Annotated in this window: 15 protein-coding genes and 1 tRNA gene; 9 read left to right on the top strand and 7 right to left on the bottom strand. The window is 45.9% G+C overall.

Annotated features, from left to right (window positions below; genetic code table 11):
- Positions 1-22 precede the first annotated feature (22 nt).
- On the top strand, positions 23-700 hold the full coding sequence (locus FEM55_RS05270) for a macro domain-containing protein (protein ID WP_138280235.1): 678 nt from the start codon (positions 23-25) through the stop codon (positions 698-700).
- Positions 701-775: 75 nt separating this feature from the next.
- On the opposite strand, the gene FEM55_RS05265 is transcribed toward FEM55_RS05270, so the two are convergent.
- Positions 776-859 (bottom strand) — tRNA-Leu (locus tag FEM55_RS05265).
- 112 nt (positions 860-971) lie between these two features.
- The gene (locus FEM55_RS05260; RefSeq protein ID WP_138280234.1) at positions 972-2,213 is read right to left on the bottom strand and encodes an ABC transporter permease; all 1,242 of its coding nucleotides are present in this window, start codon (positions 2,211-2,213) and stop codon (positions 972-974) included.
- Between the two features lie 177 nt (positions 2,214-2,390).
- Here FEM55_RS05260 and FEM55_RS05255 point away from each other — a divergent pair, with 177 nt between their 5' ends.
- The 8 genes from FEM55_RS05255 (at position 2,391) to FEM55_RS05220 (ending at position 12,450) form a co-directional block, all read left to right on the top strand.
- Positions 2,391-3,653, top strand: coding sequence for an asparagine synthetase B (locus FEM55_RS05255; protein WP_138280655.1), 1,263 nt, complete (start codon positions 2,391-2,393; stop codon positions 3,651-3,653).
- A gap of 188 nt (positions 3,654-3,841) precedes the next feature.
- Entirely contained in the window at positions 3,842-5,086 is a 1,245-nt protein-coding gene (locus FEM55_RS05250; RefSeq protein WP_138280233.1) for an efflux RND transporter periplasmic adaptor subunit, read from the top strand.
- A gap of 8 nt (positions 5,087-5,094) precedes the next feature.
- Positions 5,095-6,540, top strand: a complete 1,446-nt coding sequence (locus FEM55_RS05245; RefSeq protein WP_138280232.1) for a TolC family protein — start codon at positions 5,095-5,097, stop codon at positions 6,538-6,540.
- A 40-nt stretch (positions 6,541-6,580) separates the two neighbouring features.
- A complete protein-coding gene (locus FEM55_RS05240; RefSeq protein ID WP_138280231.1) occupies positions 6,581-7,243 on the top strand; it encodes an ABC transporter ATP-binding protein in 663 nt (220 codons plus the stop codon).
- A gap of 37 nt (positions 7,244-7,280) precedes the next feature.
- On the top strand, positions 7,281-8,531 hold the full coding sequence (locus FEM55_RS05235) for an ABC transporter permease (protein ID WP_138280230.1): 1,251 nt from the start codon (positions 7,281-7,283) through the stop codon (positions 8,529-8,531).
- A gap of 45 nt (positions 8,532-8,576) precedes the next feature.
- Positions 8,577-9,740 (top strand): ABC transporter permease, encoded by a 1,164-nt coding sequence (locus tag FEM55_RS05230; protein ID WP_138280229.1) that lies wholly within the window; start codon positions 8,577-8,579, stop codon positions 9,738-9,740.
- A 47-nt stretch (positions 9,741-9,787) separates the two neighbouring features.
- A complete protein-coding gene (locus FEM55_RS05225; protein WP_138280228.1) occupies positions 9,788-11,161 on the top strand; it encodes a sigma-54-dependent transcriptional regulator in 1,374 nt (457 codons plus the stop codon).
- Entirely contained in the window at positions 11,158-12,450 is a 1,293-nt protein-coding gene (locus tag FEM55_RS05220) for a sensor histidine kinase (RefSeq protein ID WP_138280227.1), read from the top strand. The genes FEM55_RS05225 and FEM55_RS05220 overlap by 4 nt, the downstream gene beginning before the upstream one ends.
- 15 nt (positions 12,451-12,465) lie before the next feature.
- Here FEM55_RS05220 and FEM55_RS05215 read toward each other — a convergent pair whose 3' ends face one another.
- From FEM55_RS05215 to FEM55_RS05195, 5 genes are read right to left on the bottom strand one after another with little or no spacing between them, the layout of a single operon-like run.
- Positions 12,466-13,485: a phosphotriesterase family protein gene (locus tag FEM55_RS05215; protein ID WP_138280226.1), complete on the bottom strand. Its 1,020-nt coding sequence runs from the start codon at positions 13,483-13,485 to the stop codon at positions 12,466-12,468.
- A 36-nt stretch (positions 13,486-13,521) separates the two neighbouring features.
- Positions 13,522-14,664: a site-2 protease family protein gene (locus FEM55_RS05210; RefSeq protein ID WP_138280225.1), complete on the bottom strand. Its 1,143-nt coding sequence runs from the start codon at positions 14,662-14,664 to the stop codon at positions 13,522-13,524.
- The gene (locus FEM55_RS05205) at positions 14,654-15,289 is read right to left on the bottom strand and encodes an HAD family hydrolase (RefSeq protein ID WP_138280224.1); all 636 of its coding nucleotides are present in this window, start codon (positions 15,287-15,289) and stop codon (positions 14,654-14,656) included. Before FEM55_RS05205 ends, FEM55_RS05210 begins: the two co-directional genes overlap by 11 nt.
- Positions 15,290-15,330: 41 nt before the next feature.
- Positions 15,331-16,284 (bottom strand): acetyl-CoA carboxylase carboxyltransferase subunit alpha, encoded by a 954-nt coding sequence (locus FEM55_RS05200; RefSeq protein WP_138280223.1) that lies wholly within the window; start codon positions 16,282-16,284, stop codon positions 15,331-15,333.
- A gap of 30 nt (positions 16,285-16,314) precedes the next feature.
- Positions 16,315-17,736, bottom strand: coding sequence for an MBL fold metallo-hydrolase RNA specificity domain-containing protein (locus tag FEM55_RS05195; protein WP_138280222.1), 1,422 nt, complete (start codon positions 17,734-17,736; stop codon positions 16,315-16,317).
- Between the last annotated feature and the right edge of the window lie 115 nt (positions 17,737-17,851).

Below are 17,851 nucleotides of genomic sequence, written 5' to 3'. Positions count from 1 at the left end.
TATTAATCGTTTAACAAATACTATGCCGATAAACCATATACATGGCAACATCTTCAATACCAAGTGCCAAACTATTGTAAACACTGTTAACTGTGTTGGTGTAATGGGGAAGGGGATTGCATTGGTACACAAACTTCGTTATCCCAAAATGTACGAGGAATACAAAATGCATTGTGAAAACAAGCTGATCAAGACTGGATCATTATGGCTTTACACCAAAGAGCTAAATGCACCATGGATTCTAAGTTTTCCAACAAAATTTCATTGGAAATATCCAAGCAAAATAGAATGGATTGAGCAAGGACTAAAAAAGTTTGTGGAGACCTATGAGAATAAAGGAATTAAGTCAATAGCATTTCCTTTACTAGGAACTCACAATGGAGGTCTTGAAACAAGTCAGGTAAAGGGGCTCATGGACGATTACTTGCGAAGGTGTTACATTGATATCGAGATTTATGACTATGATCCTAGTGCAAAGGATGATTTGTTTGCTTCTTTTAAAGCAAAATGGCTATCGTTGGACGAAGGGACAATTAAAAAGGAAACAGGCATTCAAGCACAGTATGCTAGAAAAATTTCTGAAATAATTCAAAATGGCGAAGCAATGTCAATGATAGCATTAGCCAATTATGACGGCATAGGACAAAAGACGCTAGAAAAGGCTTTTGGCTATGTTTTGAATTCCCCTCAAACAAATTAAATAAATTTAGCCACCCTTTTAGCCACCCCTGAAAATCAAAACACCTGACAATCAATCGATTGTCAGGTGTTTTCGTACCCGGAGCCGGAGTCGAACCGGCACGAGTGTAACCTCATTGGTGTTTGAGACCAACGCGTCTACCAATTCCGCCATCCGGGCATTGATCTCTCTTGTTGGGAGTGCAAAAGTAGACAGAAAAATAAATTAAGCAAGCTATGGTTTAAAATAATTGGAAGAAAATTGCTTTCGTAACATCATCTTGCCGGCTTTGCTACTCATAACGCAACGCCTCAATCGGATCAAGCCGGGATGCCTTGATAGCCGGATAAATGCCGGAAAGTACGCCGACAACCACGCAAACGATAATTCCCATTGCCATCCATAACCACGGTATAACAAAGGAACTTTCGGAACTGATGGATGTGGAGATGACATTACCGATTAAAATTCCCATGAAAAGACCGCCGATTCCGCCGATGATGCACACTACAATGGCCTCAATCAGAAACTGAAAACGGATTACCTTAGGCGTTGCGCCGAGTGATTTACGGATTCCGATTTCCCGGGTCCGCTCGGTAACGGAAACCAGCATGATGTTCATCAGCGCAATGGATGCGCCCAGCAAGGTAATAATCCCGATCCCGAATCCGCCGATTCTTAAATAGCCCGATACTTCGTCAAACTCTTTTGCAATTTCATCCGCCCGGTTGATTGTAAAGGAATCTTCCGAACCCAGCGCATCGTTCCTGATCCTTCGCATGATGCCGCGTGCTTCTTCTACAATAAAGTCTCCATCGGCAATTTCGGGAGCAGAGGCGGTAATATTGTACGTAAGTTCCCGGTTGGCAGCGAGCCCGCGGCCATTTGAAAGCGGCACCAGAATGATCCGGTCTGCATCGTTATCCCCGCCGAGCGAACCTTTTTTCTGCAGAACACCAATCACTTTGTACCGGCTTCCCATAAAGGTGATTTCCTTGTTTACAGGATCAATCTGCTGAAAAAGATTACGCGCAATTTCCTGGCCAAGCACGGCTACGTTAAGTGCATTTTCCATATCATTTCTGTCAATGTTACGGCCCAGATCCATTTTATAGCCGTTGATTGTCAGATACTGATCGTCAGAACCAACAACCGAGCTGTTCGGATTGGTTTTTTTTGACCTGTAATTAACCTGAACCGCACCGCCGATGTCTGCCGAAAGCGAAGCCGTTGCATTGTAGGAATCTTTGAATTTTTGCGCAAAAAGAAGCGCCTGCCGGTAACTGACCGGCGGGTACTGCTTGTTGCGCCTGCCTCCGCGGCGAAAATCTTCATCTTTGTTCCTGACTGTAAACGTATTGGCGCCCAGATCTGCAAAACTGCTGTTTACCGAACTTTGTATGCCATCGATGGCCGTCAGGATTCCGACAAGCGAAGTAATGCCGATCGCAATGATCATGGCGGTAAGCACTGTTCTCAGCAGGTTCGAGCGGATCGAACGCAGGCCTTCATCCACATTTTCACGGATATTCATAAGGTAAACGGTTGTGCATTATAAATGGCTGTTCAAGCGTTAAGTTTCAGACTGACCCGTTCCGGAAATGTAAATCTGAAGGAACAATTTCTCGATTGATCAGGAATTCTTTATATATTTATTAAATAGCAAATGAATTTTGTAAAGCTGCATATGAAAGGTGAAAGAATCAAACCAGTGATACGGCTGATTGTCCCGTTTATCATTTTTTTAACCCTATCGCTGAAAGGTAACGCAAACAGGCTGCTGATCCCCATGGATGAAAGCCAGAAAAACCATCTGAAGGCATACGGAATTTCTTACTGGATTCTTAAAAACTTTGAAATGGAAATGGACTGGCTGCTGAATTACCGCGGCGGTAGTTTTATGGTTGCCTATAATCAGCAGTTCGCTTCTGAAATGACGGTCAGAGGCATCAGTTTTGAAGTTATTTCCGAAGGACAGGCGGGGCAGATTTTAAGTCAGATCAGTGCGCCGGATGTGAACATGGATGCGGTAAAATTGCAGAAAGCACCCAAAATCGCCGTGTATTCGCCAAAATCCAAACTTCCATGGGATGATGCCGTTACGCTTGTGCTTACGTATGCCGAAATTCCTTATGACGTTATTTATGATGATGAAGTGCTGAATACCAAGCTTCCTGAATATGACTGGCTGCATTTGCATCATGAAGATTTTACGGGCCAGTTCGGTAAATTTTTCCAGTACAAGGATTATCCATGGTACCGCGAGCAGAAGCGGGAAGCGGAAGAAACCGCCAATAAATTTTCCTTTGCCAATGTGCCGCAGATGAAGCTGGCCGTGGCCAAAAAGATTGCCGAATTTGTTACCGGCGGAGGTTACATGTTCGCCATGTGCAACGCAACCGATACGTTTGACATTACGCTTGCAGCAGACGGAATCGACATTGTAGAGTCTATGTACGACGGCACGCCTGCTGATCCGACTGCAAACGGAAAGCTTAATTACGGCAATACTTTTGCATTTAAAGACTTCAAAACCATTCCGTATCCGTACGAAATCGAGTTTTCTGATATCGATAATCAGCCGGACGAACGCGGCCTTCAGGAAGCCAACGACTTTTTTTCACTTTTTCAGTTTTCGGCCAAATGGGACCCGGTTCCAAGCATGCTGACACAAAATCACCAGACACTGATCAAAGGCTTTCTTGGACAGACGACGGCGTTCAAAAACAGGCTGATCAAACCGGAAGTGATTATTCTGGCGGAAAATAAATCGGCAAAGGAAGCGCGCTACATTCACAGTCCGCACGGAAAAGGCTTCTTTACATTTTACGGCGGCCACGATCCGGAGGATTATCAGCACCGCGTAGGAGAGGAACCGACCGATCTGAACCTGCATCCGAACTCTGCCGGATACCGCCTGATTCTGAACAATGTGCTTTTTCCAGCCGCCAAAAAGAAAAAGCTGAAAACCTGATCATCTTCCAGAACTCCGGAATTTACTTGTTCCCAATCACACAAACCGTGCGTTAACGCACGGTTTTTTGTTTTTAGATTCTTGGTAAATGTTTGTTTTCCAGCGAGTTATATAATGGCATAAAATTGTAATTAAAGCATACATATTAGCCATGAAAATGATTATCAAACACGTAAACAAATCTGAAAATGGATCGGGAAGTAGCACCGGAATATGTTGCAAGTACAAGAAACCGACGATGGCTTGTCATGATCGGGACGGTCCTTCTTTTGAGTCTCATTATTTATTTCTTCCGTAAATCCCTTGGAAGTACGCTGGAATCCAGTCGAATCAGAACTGGAATTGTTGAAAAAGGCAATGTAGAAAATACGCTGACAGCTTCGGGCGAGGTAATTCCTGCATACGAGCAGATTTTTACAAGTCCGATCAAAGCAAGCATCAAGCGGATTTTGCTTACACCCGGAACGAAAGTAACGCCCGGACAAGCCATTGTGGAGCTTGACAAATCGCTGACAGAAATTGAATTTGAACGTTATCAGGATCAGCTGGAACTTAAAAAGAACGGCATTGACCAGCTCAGAATGCGGCTGAACAAGGAACTTTATGACGCCGAAATCAGCGACAAAATCAAATTATTAAACATCAGCAAGCTACAGGCTGATTTTGAAGATGCCAAGCGGCTGCAGAAAGTAGGAGGGGGAACGCTGGAAAACATCACCAGGGCTGAGAACGCATTGAAAATTGCAGAACTGGAAAAGAAGCAGCTTGAAAATGATCTTGCCTATAACCGCGAATCCATGGGTGCAAGCTTGCGTGAAACCGAACTTGGCGCACAGATCGAAAGCAAAAACCTGAAAGAACTGAAGCATAAACTGACTATGGCCGACATCGTTGCAGACCGCAAAGGCGTGCTTACGTGGGTAAATGAAAACATCGGTTCTTCTGTCAATGAAGGTGAAATGCTCGCCAAAGTGGCCGATCTGGGCAGTTTCAGGATTGAAGGAAGCTGTTCCGACGTATATGCCGATCAGGTAAAATCAGGTTTGGCGGTAATTGTAAAAATGAATGAAGTTGCGCTGCGCGGCATGATTACGCAGGTAAAACCGGCCGTTAGAGACGGAATTGTTCAGTTTGTCGTGCAGCTCGACAATGCAAAAAGTGAATCGCTCCGCCCGAACATGAAAGTGGAGGTTTATGTGGTGACCAGTCAGAGCAGCGGCACGCTGCGTGTGGCAAACGGGCCGGCATTTACCGGAAAGAAGAAGCAGTTTGTCTACGTTGTACAAAACGACATGGCTTACCGCCGTGAAGTAGAAACCGGACTTTCCAACTTTGATTTCATTGAAATAAAAAGCGGACTCCGGGCCGGCGAAAAGGTGATTTTGACAGATATGAATGATTACGAGCATCTTGAGGAAATTGCTATTCAATAATGATAACGATGAAATACATTTCCGCACTACTGCTTTTTCTATACTTCCCGATGCATGTTCATGCGCAGCCGCGCCGCCTTACGCTGGCCGAAACTGTGGAAGTCGCCCGGGAACAATCGGTTGCCTCCAAACAGGCATTGACCCTGAAAAAGACCAATTACTGGAAGTTCCGGTCCTTTCAGGCGGACTACAAGCCGCAACTGAGCTTGCTGGGCACGCTTCCCGGCTTTACAAGATCTTATATCGAGGTAGTTCAGCCGGACGGAACGGTTTCTTTCCAGCAGGTTTCCAACAACAATTCCCTGCTTAACCTTTCATTGAGCCAGAGTCTGGCGGCAACGGGCGGTACAATTTATGTGCAGCAGCAATTGCAGCGTTTTGACGATTTTGCCCGGAACAATACGCGTTACAACGGCATTCCGGTTGAAATCGGGTTCCGGCAGCCGCTGTTTCATTTTAATCCGATGAAATGGGAACGAAAGATTCAGCCGCTTAAATTTCAGGAAGGAAACCAGCAGTACATTGCATCGCTCGAGAAAGTTGCGCTGGATGCAACGGGCTATTATTTTGAGCTGCTTGTGGCGCAGGTCAATTTACAGATTGCTGAAAAAAACCGGAGCAACAACGATACTTTGTATAAAATTGCGCAGCATAAACTGGAACTCGGCAAAATTTCACAAAATGACCTGCTGCAACTGCAGATGGGATTGCTTACCGCTCAGAAAGATCTTGCGTCAGCCAGTCAGGCCGCAGCAGTGGCGACTTTAAAACTGAAAATGTACCTGAGTTCCAGAGACGAACGCGAACTGGAACTGGAAATCCCGCTTGAATCCGCTGAATTTGAAATTGATACACGCATTGCACTCGACGAAGCATTTGCCAACCGTTCGGATGCCATCGGCTTCCGGCGCAGGCTGCTGGAAGCGGAGCAGGAAGTACAGTTTGCCAAAAAGGAAAACGGCCTGAATGCCGAACTGAATGCTACTTTCGGCTTATCGGATCAGGGAATCAGGCCGGCGGACGTATATGTAAGTCCGCAGGACCGGGAGTTTGTGGAGCTGAAATTTACGCTTCCCATCATGACATGGGGAAGAAACAAGGCGCGTTCCGAAGTAGCCAAGGCCAATCAGGAATTTGCACGGCAGACAGTGGAACAGGACAGGCTCACATTTGAGCAGGAAATATTTACGCAGGTGACGCTTTTACAAATGCTTCAGAAACAGGTAAAACTGACAAAGCTGGCCGACAACATTGCAGCAGACCGGTACCAGATTGCAAAAGAGCGCTTTATACTCAGTGATCTAAGCGTAACAGACCTCGGCATCGCCACACAGGAAAAAGACATTGCCAGAAGAGATTATATCCTTGCCCTGCGCGATTACTGGCAATCCTATTACAGCCTGCGGCTGCTGACATTGTATGATTTTGAGCAAAACAGAAAAATAAATTATTGATCCGAAAACATTCAAGCCATTTCAACCTTTAAACAAAGCCATGATCAGATTACAGAACGTAGAGAAAGTGTACCGGACCAGCACCATTGAAACGCTGGCGCTCAACAACATCAACCTGAATGTCAAAAAAGGAGAATTTGTTTCCATTATGGGTCCTTCGGGATGCGGTAAAAGTACTTTGCTGAACATCATGGGCCTGCTTGACGAACCTTCCAAAGGACATATTGAAATAGACGGAAGCAAAGTGGACAGATACGAAGACAAGGAACTCGCACAGTTGAGAAACAAAAAACTGGGCTTTATTTTCCAGAGTTTTCACCTGATCAACGATCTTTCCGTGATTGACAACGTGGAAATTCCGCTTTTGTACCGCAGCAGTTCGGCAAGGCAACGGCGGGAATTGGCGCAGGAAGCGCTGGAAAAAGTAGGACTGAGCAATCGCATGAAGCATTTTCCGAAGCAACTTTCCGGCGGTCAGAAACAGCGTGTGGCCATTGCTCGGGCCATTGTGGGAAAACCCGAGATAATCCTTGCCGATGAACCCACGGGAAACCTGGACAGTGCCATGGGAAATGAAATACTGAGCATTCTTCAGAAACTGAATGAAGACGGCGCCACGATTGTGATGGTGACGCACGACGATGCCATGGCGCGGCGCACGCACCGGCTTATCCGCCTGTTCGACGGAACCCAGGTATTATAGCAAACTTACTTTTTCACATTTGTTTCAGTTTAAAAAAATGCTTCTTAACTACATAAAGATAGCCTGGAAAGTGTTGCTCCGGCATCCTTTCTATACGTTTATAACGCTCTTCGGAATCAGTCTCACGCTGACGGTGCTCATGGTGCTGACTTCTTTTCTGGATCATCTTTTCGGGACGCATTATCCCGAGAACAAGCGTTTCAGGTCGCTTTATATCACCAGCGTGACCTATACGGATTCTTCCCGTACATCCCGCTCGCAGGGGCCGGCTTCCTTCAAGTTTCTTACGCAGTATGCCAAATCGCTTAAAACGCCTGAAAAAGTTGCCATCTCGTCCATGTTCGGTTTTACCAATGCATATGTAAACGGCAAACGCATCAAGCTGAATACCAAATATACTGACGCGGATTTCTGGCATGTAATGGATTTCGAATTCCTGGAAGGCAAGCCTTACAGCCAGCAGAATATTGACAACGGCGATCACGTCATTGTGATTACGGATGCGCTCAGAAAGCAGTATTTTGAGGATGACGGCAAACCGGTTATCGGCAGAAACGTGGAAATCGAAAGTATCCGTTACAAAGTCATCGGCGTGGTCAAAGGCAGCCCGGCTACACGCATTTATACGTACAGTGACGTTTATTTTCCTTATACGGCTCCGAAAAGCAATTATCAGAGTGCCGGATTGCGCGGAAATTATGTTGGTATCGTGCTGGCCCGGAACGAGACCGATCTACCCGCCATTCAAAAGGAATTCAACAGCGGTATCAGTAAAATTCCGCTTCCGGTGGTTGATTTTGGACAAAAATTTCCGGTTCTCATCGTGCAGGCTGACAAATATCTGGATCATTTTCTGAATGCCCTGTTGCGTGACGATTCATTGAAAAACAGGTTTGTTTTTTATTCCATTGCCGGTTTTGTGCTGCTGATGTTTATGGGTTTGCCAGCCATTAACCTTATCAATGTAAACGTCAGCCGGATTCTGGAACGTGCTTCGGAAATAGGCGTGAGAAAAGCATTCGGAGCGCCTTCCAAAGCTTTGCTTTGGCAGTTTATCATTGAAAACGTTTTCATCACATTTCTGGGCGGCTTCTTTGCGCTTGCATTGTCTTTCGCAATCATTCAGATCATCAATTCAAGCGGCTGGATAGCGTATGCCGACCTTACGATCAATTTTACCGTATTTCTGGTCAGTATGCTGGTTTGTCTGTTCTTCGGTTTGCTGTCCGGCGTACTGCCTGCGTTCCGCATGTCCAGACTGCGAATTGCAGAAGCATTGAAAGTATAATCTTGACCGGACGTTTATTCACATTTCACAATTCCAATTACAGCCATGTTACGTCATTTATTTAAATTAATCTGGAATAAAAAAGGCGCTCATTCGCTTTTGATCATCGAAATCTGGGCATCTTTTATGGTTTTGTTCGGCGTACTTTCCCTGATTGCATACAACCTGAACAATTACCTGGAACCCATCGGCTTTGAATATAAAGACGTATGGGTGCTGGATCTTTCCACCAATCAGGATACGGTGAATCTGCCTGAAAAATCGCAGCGGATCATGCAGCGGATCATATCTTACCCGGAAGTCCTGTCGGCTACACGGACAAGCGGAAATACGCCGTTTTCTGCCAATCAGATGAGCAATAGCAGTTCGTACAACAAAGTCTCCGTTTCACATGATTTTTACGTCACCGACGAAGATTTCAGCAAAACGCTTGATTTGCCTCTGCGGAAAGGACGCTGGTATGAAGAAAGCGATATAAGCGCAAAATTTATTCCGATCGTCATCAACAAGAAAATGGAAGACAAACTGTTTGCCAATGAAAATCCGCTTGGCAAGCTGATTAAAGAAAATGATACGCTTTCCTATAAAATCGTGGGCGTTGTGGATAAATACAAGGCAAAAGGCGAATTTATGGCCGATAATCCTGCCCTTTTCAAAATGATTAAAAAAGAAGACTGGGACCGCAATGTCTTGATTAAAGTAAAGCCCGGAACCGACGCCAACTTTGAAGCCCGGCTGGTTAAAGATATTGCCGCCATGACTGACCAGTGGGGAATCGAAGTGAGTTATCTGACGGAATCACGGAAAAACAGGCAGAACCTGACTGTAATCCCGGTGGTGATTTTTCTGGTGATCTGCGGTTTTCTGCTCACCAACGTAGCATTGGGTTTGTTCGGAATTCTGAACCTGAATATTGCAAAACGTAAAAATGAGATCGGCCTGCGCCGGGCAATGGGTGCAACGGAAGGAAACGTAACCAAGCAGTTTCTCGGCGAAATATGGGTACTGGCTACGTTCAGTCTGATTATCGGGCTGGTTTTTGCCATTCAGTTTCCGTTGATGCATGTTTTTGACCTGAACAGCGAAATTTACATCACGGCAATCCTTGTATCCATTGCGGTAATTTATATAATTGTCACACTTTGTGCATGGCTGCCGAGCCGACAGGCTTCACTCATTCATCCGGCACTGGCCTTGCATGAGGATTAGTAAAATATATAAATTGTGAAAAGCCATTTGCCAAAACACAAAACTACATGCTGTTAATTGTTGACGACGACATCGCGGTACGCACTTCACTGACATTGCTTCTCAAAAAGGAAGAATTTGCGGTAAAAGGCGTAATGTCGCCGGAGGAAACGATGGAAATCCTTCAAACGGAAACGCCTGAACTGATTTTGCTGGACCTGAATTTTTCCATTGAAACTTCGGGCAAGGAAGGCATGCAGCTCCTGCAAAGGATCAAAAAGGCTTGTCCGGCTGTTCCGGTCATTCTTATAACCGGATGGGGAACAATTGATCTGGCAGTGAAAGGAATGAAAGAAGGCGCCATTGACTTTATTACCAAACCCTGGCAGAATGATTACCTTCTGCAATCCATACGTACGATCCTCAATCTTGCGCAGCAGGTTCCGCGCTCGGCAAGCAGGCGAAAACTGGAACAGCAGTATCATTTTGAAAATATCGTCGGACAAGACCCGAAGCTGCTCGATATTCTGGAAACCGTAGGGCGTGTGGCGCCGACGGATGCGGCGGTACTTATTACGGGTGAAAGCGGTACGGGCAAAGAGCTGATTGCAGAAGCGATCCATCTGAACAGCAAACGAAAGCTGCGGCCGTTTGTAAAAGTAAATCTGGGCGGCATTTCTTCTACTTTGTTTGAAAGTGAATTGTTCGGGCATGTGCGCGGCGCATTTACAGATGCCAAAACGGATCGGATCGGCCGGTTTGAAATGGCCAATAAAGGTTCGGTTTTCTTGGACGAAATCGGGGAGCTGGACCTTTCCAGCCAGGTAAAACTGCTCCGCGTATTGCAGGAACGTACTTTTGAGCCTCTCGGAAGCAGCAAAAGCCGGACCGTGGATGTGCGTGTCATATGCGCCACCAACCGGAATCTGGAAGAAATGGTTGCACTCGGGACTTTCCGGGAAGATCTTTATTACCGCATCAACCTGATCACCGTCAAACTTCCCGCATTGCGCGAACGCCCGGACGATATTCCTTTGCTGTCTGCCTTCTTTGTGAATAACCTGAAAATAATTTATCAGCGCCCCGACTTGCATCTGAGCGCGGCTGCTATGAAATGGCTGAAAACCTTGCAATTACAAGGAAATATCCGGCAGCTGAAAAACCTTGTGGAACGGACGGTATTATTGTCGGGAAAGGATGAACTGGATATTGCTGATTTTCAGAAAAACCTGAATGCAGGACCGCAAATGGCGGCACACAGAAATCTGCCCGAAGTAGGAACGATTACACTGGAAGAAATGGAATTTCAGATGATAACCAAAGCCATGCAGTTTCATCAGAACAAAGTAAGCAAAGTGGCGCGTTCCTTGGGAATCACGCGGTTTGCACTGTACCGCCGGCTGGAAAAATACGGCATTGCTTACGATTCGGAAGAGGCATGAGACTATCCACGCGATTCAGATACGTATTGTATATTTCGGCGCTGCATGCCGTGTTGCTTTTTCTGGTTTATAAAATTCTGTATCAGGACAAGCTGCTTTTTATTGCTTCCGAAATTTTTTTGCTGCTGTCCGTTCTATTTTCCATCGTGTTATACCGAAATTTTATGCGGCCTATTGAATTTGTGCGTTCCGGAATTGAAGCCATCAAGGAAAAGGATTTCACCATCAAGTTTGTGCCGACCGGAAAAGGGGAGGTGGATACGCTTATCGAAGTGTACAACCTGATGATTGATCAGCTGCGCGAAGAAAGAACCAAACTCCATGAACAGCACTTTTTCCTTGAAAAACTGATTGCAGCCTCGCCTATTTCCATCATCATTCTGGACTTTGACGACTGCATTGAATCCATGAACGTGAAGGCGGCGCAGCATTTTAAAGATGACATTTATCCGTACAAAGGCAGGAAACTGGGAGAAACAGGGCATCCGTTACTGATGGAACTGGCGCATATCCCGGACGGCGAGTCGCGTGTTGTCAAGACAAACGGCGTGGTTACGTTCAAAGTCCAGCGTTCCCATTTTATGGATCAGGGTTTCAGGCGTTCGTTTCTGATGATTGAAGAACTGACAAATGAACTGCTGGAATCGGAAAAAAATGCCTATGGAAAAGTAATCCGCATGATGGCGCATGAAGTCAACAACACACTGGGCGCCACCGATTCCATTCTTCAGACCACCGGCGCATTCCTGACGGACGAGTCCTTTCGGGATATAAAAGAAGCGATTCTGGTGGCTTCGGAACGCAACCGCAGGCTGACGAGGTTTATGCGGAATTTTGCCGATGTGGTACGGCTGCCCTTGCCGGTCAGGGAAAATACGGACGTAAGCAAACTGGTCAGGGATGTTGTCGTTTTTATGGAGCCGGCTGCCGCGGGAAATGGCATTTCGATCCGGCCTTTTTTACCGGATTTACCGGTTATAAAAAATATGGACACCGGGCAAATGGAGCATGTGCTCGTTAATGTAATTAAAAACGCCATTGAAGCCTGCAGTCCGGGAAATGAAATACAGATAGAATTTTCTGAAGCAAATCTCATGATCAGAAATAACGGAGCACCTATTGAAACAGCAGTCGGAACTCAGTTGTTCAATCCCTTTTTCAGTACCAAACGCGATGGGCAAGGCATCGGACTGACACTAACAAAGGAAATTCTACTAAATCATGGTTTTGAATTCTCGCTGGAAACGGACAGTAACGGCTGGACAGTCTTTGCCATTGAATTTAAGTAAGAAACACTAACGGGCTTAATACCTGCGAATGGAAACCGCAAAAGCGGTAGCCGGGTTTTTGACCATAAGCTGTTCGATCGCTGTATCGTTCATTCCTTTTTGTTTTAGGACCGGCAACAGCTTTTCTGAAATGGCCGTATAGCCGCGGAACTTGCCGCCGTCGGGTTCTCCGGGCTGGTACCAGCCGGCATCATGCGAAATCAGGATCTTTTTTAGAAATCCTTCTTTTTTAAGAAATAAGATCCGTTCTGCATTTTCAGCGGCATTTTCCTCATTGATTCCGTCCAGACTGATCCAGCAGCCGGATGCAGCCGTTGTTACTAATTCTTCATGACTGCCTCTGGCATGAACCCACACAAATGCAGCCGGATCAACGTTCAGGGTTTTAAGGATTTCAATTTGCTCATTGGCAGGAATGGCCGGGCCGGTATGCGAGCAGATGGTCAGACCGGTTTTCAAATGCGTGAGTGCGGCTGCTTTGATCAGCTTCTGATGCAGTTCGGACAAATGTCCGTCATTGACGCCGATTTTGATAAATCCCGGTTTAACCGAAGTCTTTTCAATGCCGTTATCAAATTCATCGATCCATCGTTTTGCTAGTTGTTCTGCCGTTTCGGTAAATGCCCATTGCGGCAGATATTTATTGTCGGAAGCACCATAGTAGCCAGTATTCGTAAGCAGGTTCAGGCCGGATTGGTCGGCAAGCTTTTCAAGCAGAACGACATCGCGTCCCAGAAATGCAGGCGTGCATTCCATCATACTTTTTATTCCTTTTGACCTGGCTTCCAGCAGATACGGAAGAACTTTCCGGATTACGTCTGCATGGTTCCAGCGTGCAGGCGAAATTTTATCCGCACCGATAAAATCCACCAGTACATGCTCATGAATAAGCGTAACGCCCAGTTCAGCAGGTTTGATCTGGCCTTTTACCGTATGTATATATGTATTTTCAAAACCGGAATTCCGGATCAGAAACGGAAAAGCAGCACAGCATTTCAGGAAATGCCTGCGGGGCAGAAGGTATTTTTTCTGCATAGGACAAGTTCAGTTTTAGCGATTTCTAATTACCGATTATTCAATAATTACAAAAGGAGTAGGACTGAAGGATATAATGAAAATGATAAAAGCGCAGATGCCAAGAATAATCCGCGGCGTGTCCAACGGTTTGTTTTCGTCGGTATCCGGGTGCCGTATTCCCAGAAAGCGGCCAAGTATGAAAACGAACGGAAGAAAGCCACTAGAACCTTCCCAGTCAGGACGCATATAGGAAACAGCAAATTGCCCTACAACAATAATCAGGCTGAGCATTAATCCCGTTAACTGGTTGTCACTTGCCCTTCGGAAGCAGATGTAAATAAAATAGATGTAAATAAAAAGATAAAACAGGCGTTCGTAAAACTCCTTGTCGTTGCCGGTAGCAAATGTATCGGCACGGAAAAGACCAAGACCTGCATAAAAAACAAAAATTCCGAACAGGACCGGCGCAACTACATCAAACCTCTTTTTTCCGATCATTCCGTAAAGAATGTGGCCGCCATCCAGCTGGCCGATCGGGATCAGGTTAAGAGAAGTAAAGAAAAGCGCAAGATACCCGGCAAAAATGTACGGATAATGGATCATCTCAAAAGCGTGCGGCAATCTGGCCGGATCGGCAACGTACGTTTTAAACAGCCAGAAAAGGATATTGTCGCCCAGAACGATATTACCGGAGGCATTTTCGTAAACAAACTGCGGGTAACTTAATCCGAAGCGTTCGTATTCGGGATGAATGCTGAAAATATACTCGGGCGGCGGCAAATGCGTAAATCCGTACCATAACACCACCAGCGCAGCAACAAATCCGGCAAGCGGACCGGCGATTCCGATATCAAAAAATTTCAGCCTGGAACGTACAACGGAAGTAATCCGGATGAATGCGCCCATGGTGCCGATACTTTGCGAAATACCAAACCAGAGCGGGATATAATAAGGCAGCGTAACCCGGACCTGATGTGCCCTTGCAACGAAGTAATGCCCGAATTCATGAATAGTAAGGATCGCCAGGAAAGGAATGGAAAAATTAAATCCCTGTAAAAACTGCGTCCATCCAAGCGGTTTTTCCACCAGAAAAAACATGTTGCCGTAAATCCACTCCGCGCCGGCAAGCGTTGTCGTAATGACGGTTGTTATGAACAGAAGTGCCTGGATTAAATAGGTCCGCGTATTAGACTGCATAGTCTTTGAGGTAATCGAGTATGGTTAACGGTTTCTGGACGTGGATGGTATCTATTCCCAGTTTGGAGGCACTTTCGATATTGGCTGCATTGTCGTCCAGAAAAAGCGTTTCTTCCGCATTCAGGCCTGCCTGTTCCAGTACTTTCTGATAGATTCTCGGATCAGGCTTCATGAGCTTCATTTCATAGGAAAGAAAGACGGTGTCGAAAAGATCCTGAAGTTTTTCTATTCCGGTGGAAGCCTCTAGGATTTTGTTAACCTGCAGAATGTGAATGGAGCTTGTATTGCTGAGTAAAAAAAGGCGGTAATTCATGCGGAGTTTCTGTAGAAGCTCCACCCGCTCCGGCGGAAGGTCAAGAAGCAGGCTGTTCCATGCCGTATCAATGGCATCATCGGATAAATCATTGAATCCGATAATCCGTCTGACAAAGTTCCGGAAGCCTTCTTCATCCAGTTCTCCCGTTTCAAACTGGCGGAAAATGTCGTTTTCCTGAAAAATGGTCAGAATTTCACTTTGTTCTTTGCCGCTGAGTTCCGCAAAAGATCTGGAAGCAATCGGGACATCAATGTTCAGGATAACATCGCCGAGATCAAAGATTATGTTCTTGATTTTTTCGTTTTTCATCTGTTTGTGAATCAGCAAATAAGCTACATATCCGATTTGTTTTACTCTACAACAACGCCCATTGCACAGAATTTCTCGATGCGCTGTTTAATTCTTTCTTCGGTATTGATTGTCGATAACTCGGAAATGTTTTCGAGAATAACTCTTTTCAGCTCATTGGCCATTGCGTTATGGTCCAGATGTGCGCCACCGAGTGGTTCCGGAATAATGCCGTCGATCAGCTTGTTTTTCTTCATGTCGCGGGCCGTGATTTTCATGGCTTCGGCTGCCTGTTCCTTGTAATCCCAGCTTCTCCACAGAATGGCCGAGCAGTTTTCAGGAGAAATAACCGAGTACCAGGTGTTTTCCAGCATCAGCACGCGGTCGCCGATGGCAATTCCGAGTGCGCCGCCGGATGCGCCTTCACCGATGATAATGCAGATCACAGGCACTTTCAGCATGAACATTTCTTTCAGGTTTCTGGCAATGGCTTCGCCCTGACCGCGTTCTTCTGCTTCCATTCCGGGAAATGCACCCGGTGTGTCGATCAAGGTAACAATGGGTTTGTTGAATTTTTCTGCCAGTTTCATCAGGCGAAGTGCTTTGCGGTAACCTTCCGGATTGGGCATGCCGAAATTCCGGTGCTGCCTTTGCTTCGTGTTCCTGCCTTTCTGCTGACCGATCAGCATGAAAGACTGGCCTCCGACATTGGCAAGCCCGCCGATCACAGCCGGATCGTCCCTGACCTGACGGTCGCCATGCAGTTCAATGAATTCATCGCAGATCAGCTCGATATAATCCAGCGTATAAGGGCGGTCCGGATGGCGGGACAATTGTACCCGTTGCCATCTTGTAAGATTTTCAAAAATTTCTTTCTGAAGATCTGTAATGTTGTTTTCCAGCAAGGAAATGGCATTGGAAAAATCTACATTGTTATCTTTCGCCAATGTCTTCATTTCTTCGAGCTTTCTTTCCAGCTCGGCCATAGGTTTTTCAAAATCCAGGTATGTTCTCATATAAAGGTTCTGATTGTTGAGGCGGATGCCTTACAGTACATAAGTGCGTCCTCTTGTCGGCATTTCAACCGACTTGTATCCAAGTTCTTCAATTTTATTCTGGAAATCAGCCATGCTCTGCTTCTCTCCATGGACAAGGAAAATCCCTTTCAGTTTTTCCGGGTCCTGCATTTTAACAAATTTCAGCAAGTCGTCCTGATCTCCGTGGCCGCTAAATACGTCAATTTTTTCAATATTAGCCAAGACCGGCAACTGCTTTCCGCGAATTGAAATCGTATCCTGCCCGTTCAGAAGCCTCCATCCGAGCGTTCCTTCCGAAGCGTAGCCGATCATCAGGATCGTTGCATACGGATTTCCGATGTTTGCTTCCACGTGCTGTTCAACGCGGCCGCCCTGAACCATTCCGGAAGACGAAATAATAATACACGGCTCGTTGTAATTCGAAACGGCGCGGCTTGCATCCGAACTTTCGAGGTAAATCAGGTTTTCAAAGTCAAAAAGCATATCGTTATCTTCCTGAAAACTGCGTGCCTCTTTGTTGAGAAGGCGTACATGGCGTTGATAAACCTTGGTGCTGCTGTGCGCCAGCGGGCTGTCAGAAAACACTTTCAGGTACGGAAACGAATGTTCCATATATACTTTGTTCAGCGTATAAAGCAGTGCCTGCGTACGTCCGACGCTGAATGACGGAATAATCAGTCTGCCGGGAATATCAATGCAGGTCCGCTTGATTACGTCTGCCAGTGCTTCCACAGGCGTTCCCTTGTTTTCATGCAGGCGGTTGCCGTAAGTGGATTCACAAACCAGGTAATCGACCGGCGGAATTTCCTGCGGGTCGGTAAGCAGCGGGTAATTGCTGCGGCCTATGTCGCCTGAAAAACAGATTCTTTTCTTTTGTCCGTCCTCATAAACTTCCACAACGATATGCGCGGCGCCCAGCAGGTGGCCGGCTGGGTAAAACGTAATGGTGATGTTATCTGCAATGCGGTAACGCTGGCCGAAAGCTACGGGCACAAAGTTGTCCAACGCTTCATTCACGTGTTTTTCAACGTAATAATCCATTGGGACATCCTTCTTTTTGCCCCGTTTTCTGGCAGAAGAGGAACTTCTGGAATTCAGGCGTTTCTGGTGCAGGTTTGCCGCATCTTTCAGCAACAGCGAAGTTAGGGCAAGAGTAGGTTCCGTACACACGACTCTTCCTTCAAACCCCTCTTTGTACAAGTTGGGGATGTTGCCGGAGTGGTCAATATGGGCATGCGTTAAAAGAACCGTATTAATCAGACTGGCATCGAATGGAAAGACACTTTTTTGTTCTTCATATCTCGTTTTTCTACCTATCTCATCTAAATCAAAGTCAGAGCCGCAATCAATCAAAATCCGGTAATCGTCCGATTCCAGAAGGAACATACTACCTGTCACCTGTTGCACAGCTCCCCAAAATGTCAATTTCATACGCTGTAAATGGGGTAAATACGTATATTGCGATTTTTCACTTAACGCGAAAATCAATATCACTTGATGGTCTTGTCACAACCAATATCCCACAAAAGTATCAAAAAACCGGCTG

It is taken from the genome of Dyadobacter sediminis, assembly GCF_005860765.1.
In the GTDB taxonomy this organism is placed as follows: Bacteria; Bacteroidota; Bacteroidia; order Cytophagales; family Spirosomataceae; genus Dyadobacter; species Dyadobacter sediminis.
Note: the sequence above shows the minus strand (reverse complement) of the source record. Positions and strands in the feature narration are given on the sequence as shown.

What these genes read in the sequence shown, in the direction of transcription:
- FEM55_RS05245 (WP_138280232.1), top strand. Translation starts at nt 5,095, where the DNA reads ATGAAATACATTTCCGCACTACTGCTTTTTCTATACTTCCCGATGCAT.
- FEM55_RS05210 (WP_138280225.1), bottom strand. Translation starts at nt 14,664, where the DNA reads ATGCAGTCTAATACGCGGACCTATTTAATCCAGGCACTTCTGTTCATA.
- FEM55_RS05235 (WP_138280230.1), top strand. Translation starts at nt 7,281, where the DNA reads ATGCTTCTTAACTACATAAAGATAGCCTGGAAAGTGTTGCTCCGGCAT.
- FEM55_RS05230 (WP_138280229.1), top strand. Translation starts at nt 8,577, where the DNA reads ATGTTACGTCATTTATTTAAATTAATCTGGAATAAAAAAGGCGCTCAT.
- FEM55_RS05240 (WP_138280231.1), top strand. Translation starts at nt 6,581, where the DNA reads ATGATCAGATTACAGAACGTAGAGAAAGTGTACCGGACCAGCACCATT.
- FEM55_RS05205 (WP_138280224.1), bottom strand. Translation starts at nt 15,289, where the DNA reads ATGAAAAACGAAAAAATCAAGAACATAATCTTTGATCTCGGCGATGTT.
- FEM55_RS05200 (WP_138280223.1), bottom strand. Translation starts at nt 16,284, where the DNA reads ATGAGAACATACCTGGATTTTGAAAAACCTATGGCCGAGCTGGAAAGA.
- FEM55_RS05270 (WP_138280235.1), top strand. Translation starts at nt 23, where the DNA reads ATGCCGATAAACCATATACATGGCAACATCTTCAATACCAAGTGCCAA.
- FEM55_RS05260 (WP_138280234.1), bottom strand. Translation starts at nt 2,213, where the DNA reads ATGAATATCCGTGAAAATGTGGATGAAGGCCTGCGTTCGATCCGCTCG.
- FEM55_RS05220 (WP_138280227.1), top strand. Translation starts at nt 11,158, where the DNA reads ATGAGACTATCCACGCGATTCAGATACGTATTGTATATTTCGGCGCTG.
- FEM55_RS05250 (WP_138280233.1), top strand. Translation starts at nt 3,842, where the DNA reads ATGGATCGGGAAGTAGCACCGGAATATGTTGCAAGTACAAGAAACCGA.
- FEM55_RS05225 (WP_138280228.1), top strand. Translation starts at nt 9,788, where the DNA reads ATGCTGTTAATTGTTGACGACGACATCGCGGTACGCACTTCACTGACA.
- FEM55_RS05195 (WP_138280222.1), bottom strand. Translation starts at nt 17,736, where the DNA reads ATGAAATTGACATTTTGGGGAGCTGTGCAACAGGTGACAGGTAGTATG.
- FEM55_RS05215 (WP_138280226.1), bottom strand. Translation starts at nt 13,485, where the DNA reads ATGCAGAAAAAATACCTTCTGCCCCGCAGGCATTTCCTGAAATGCTGT.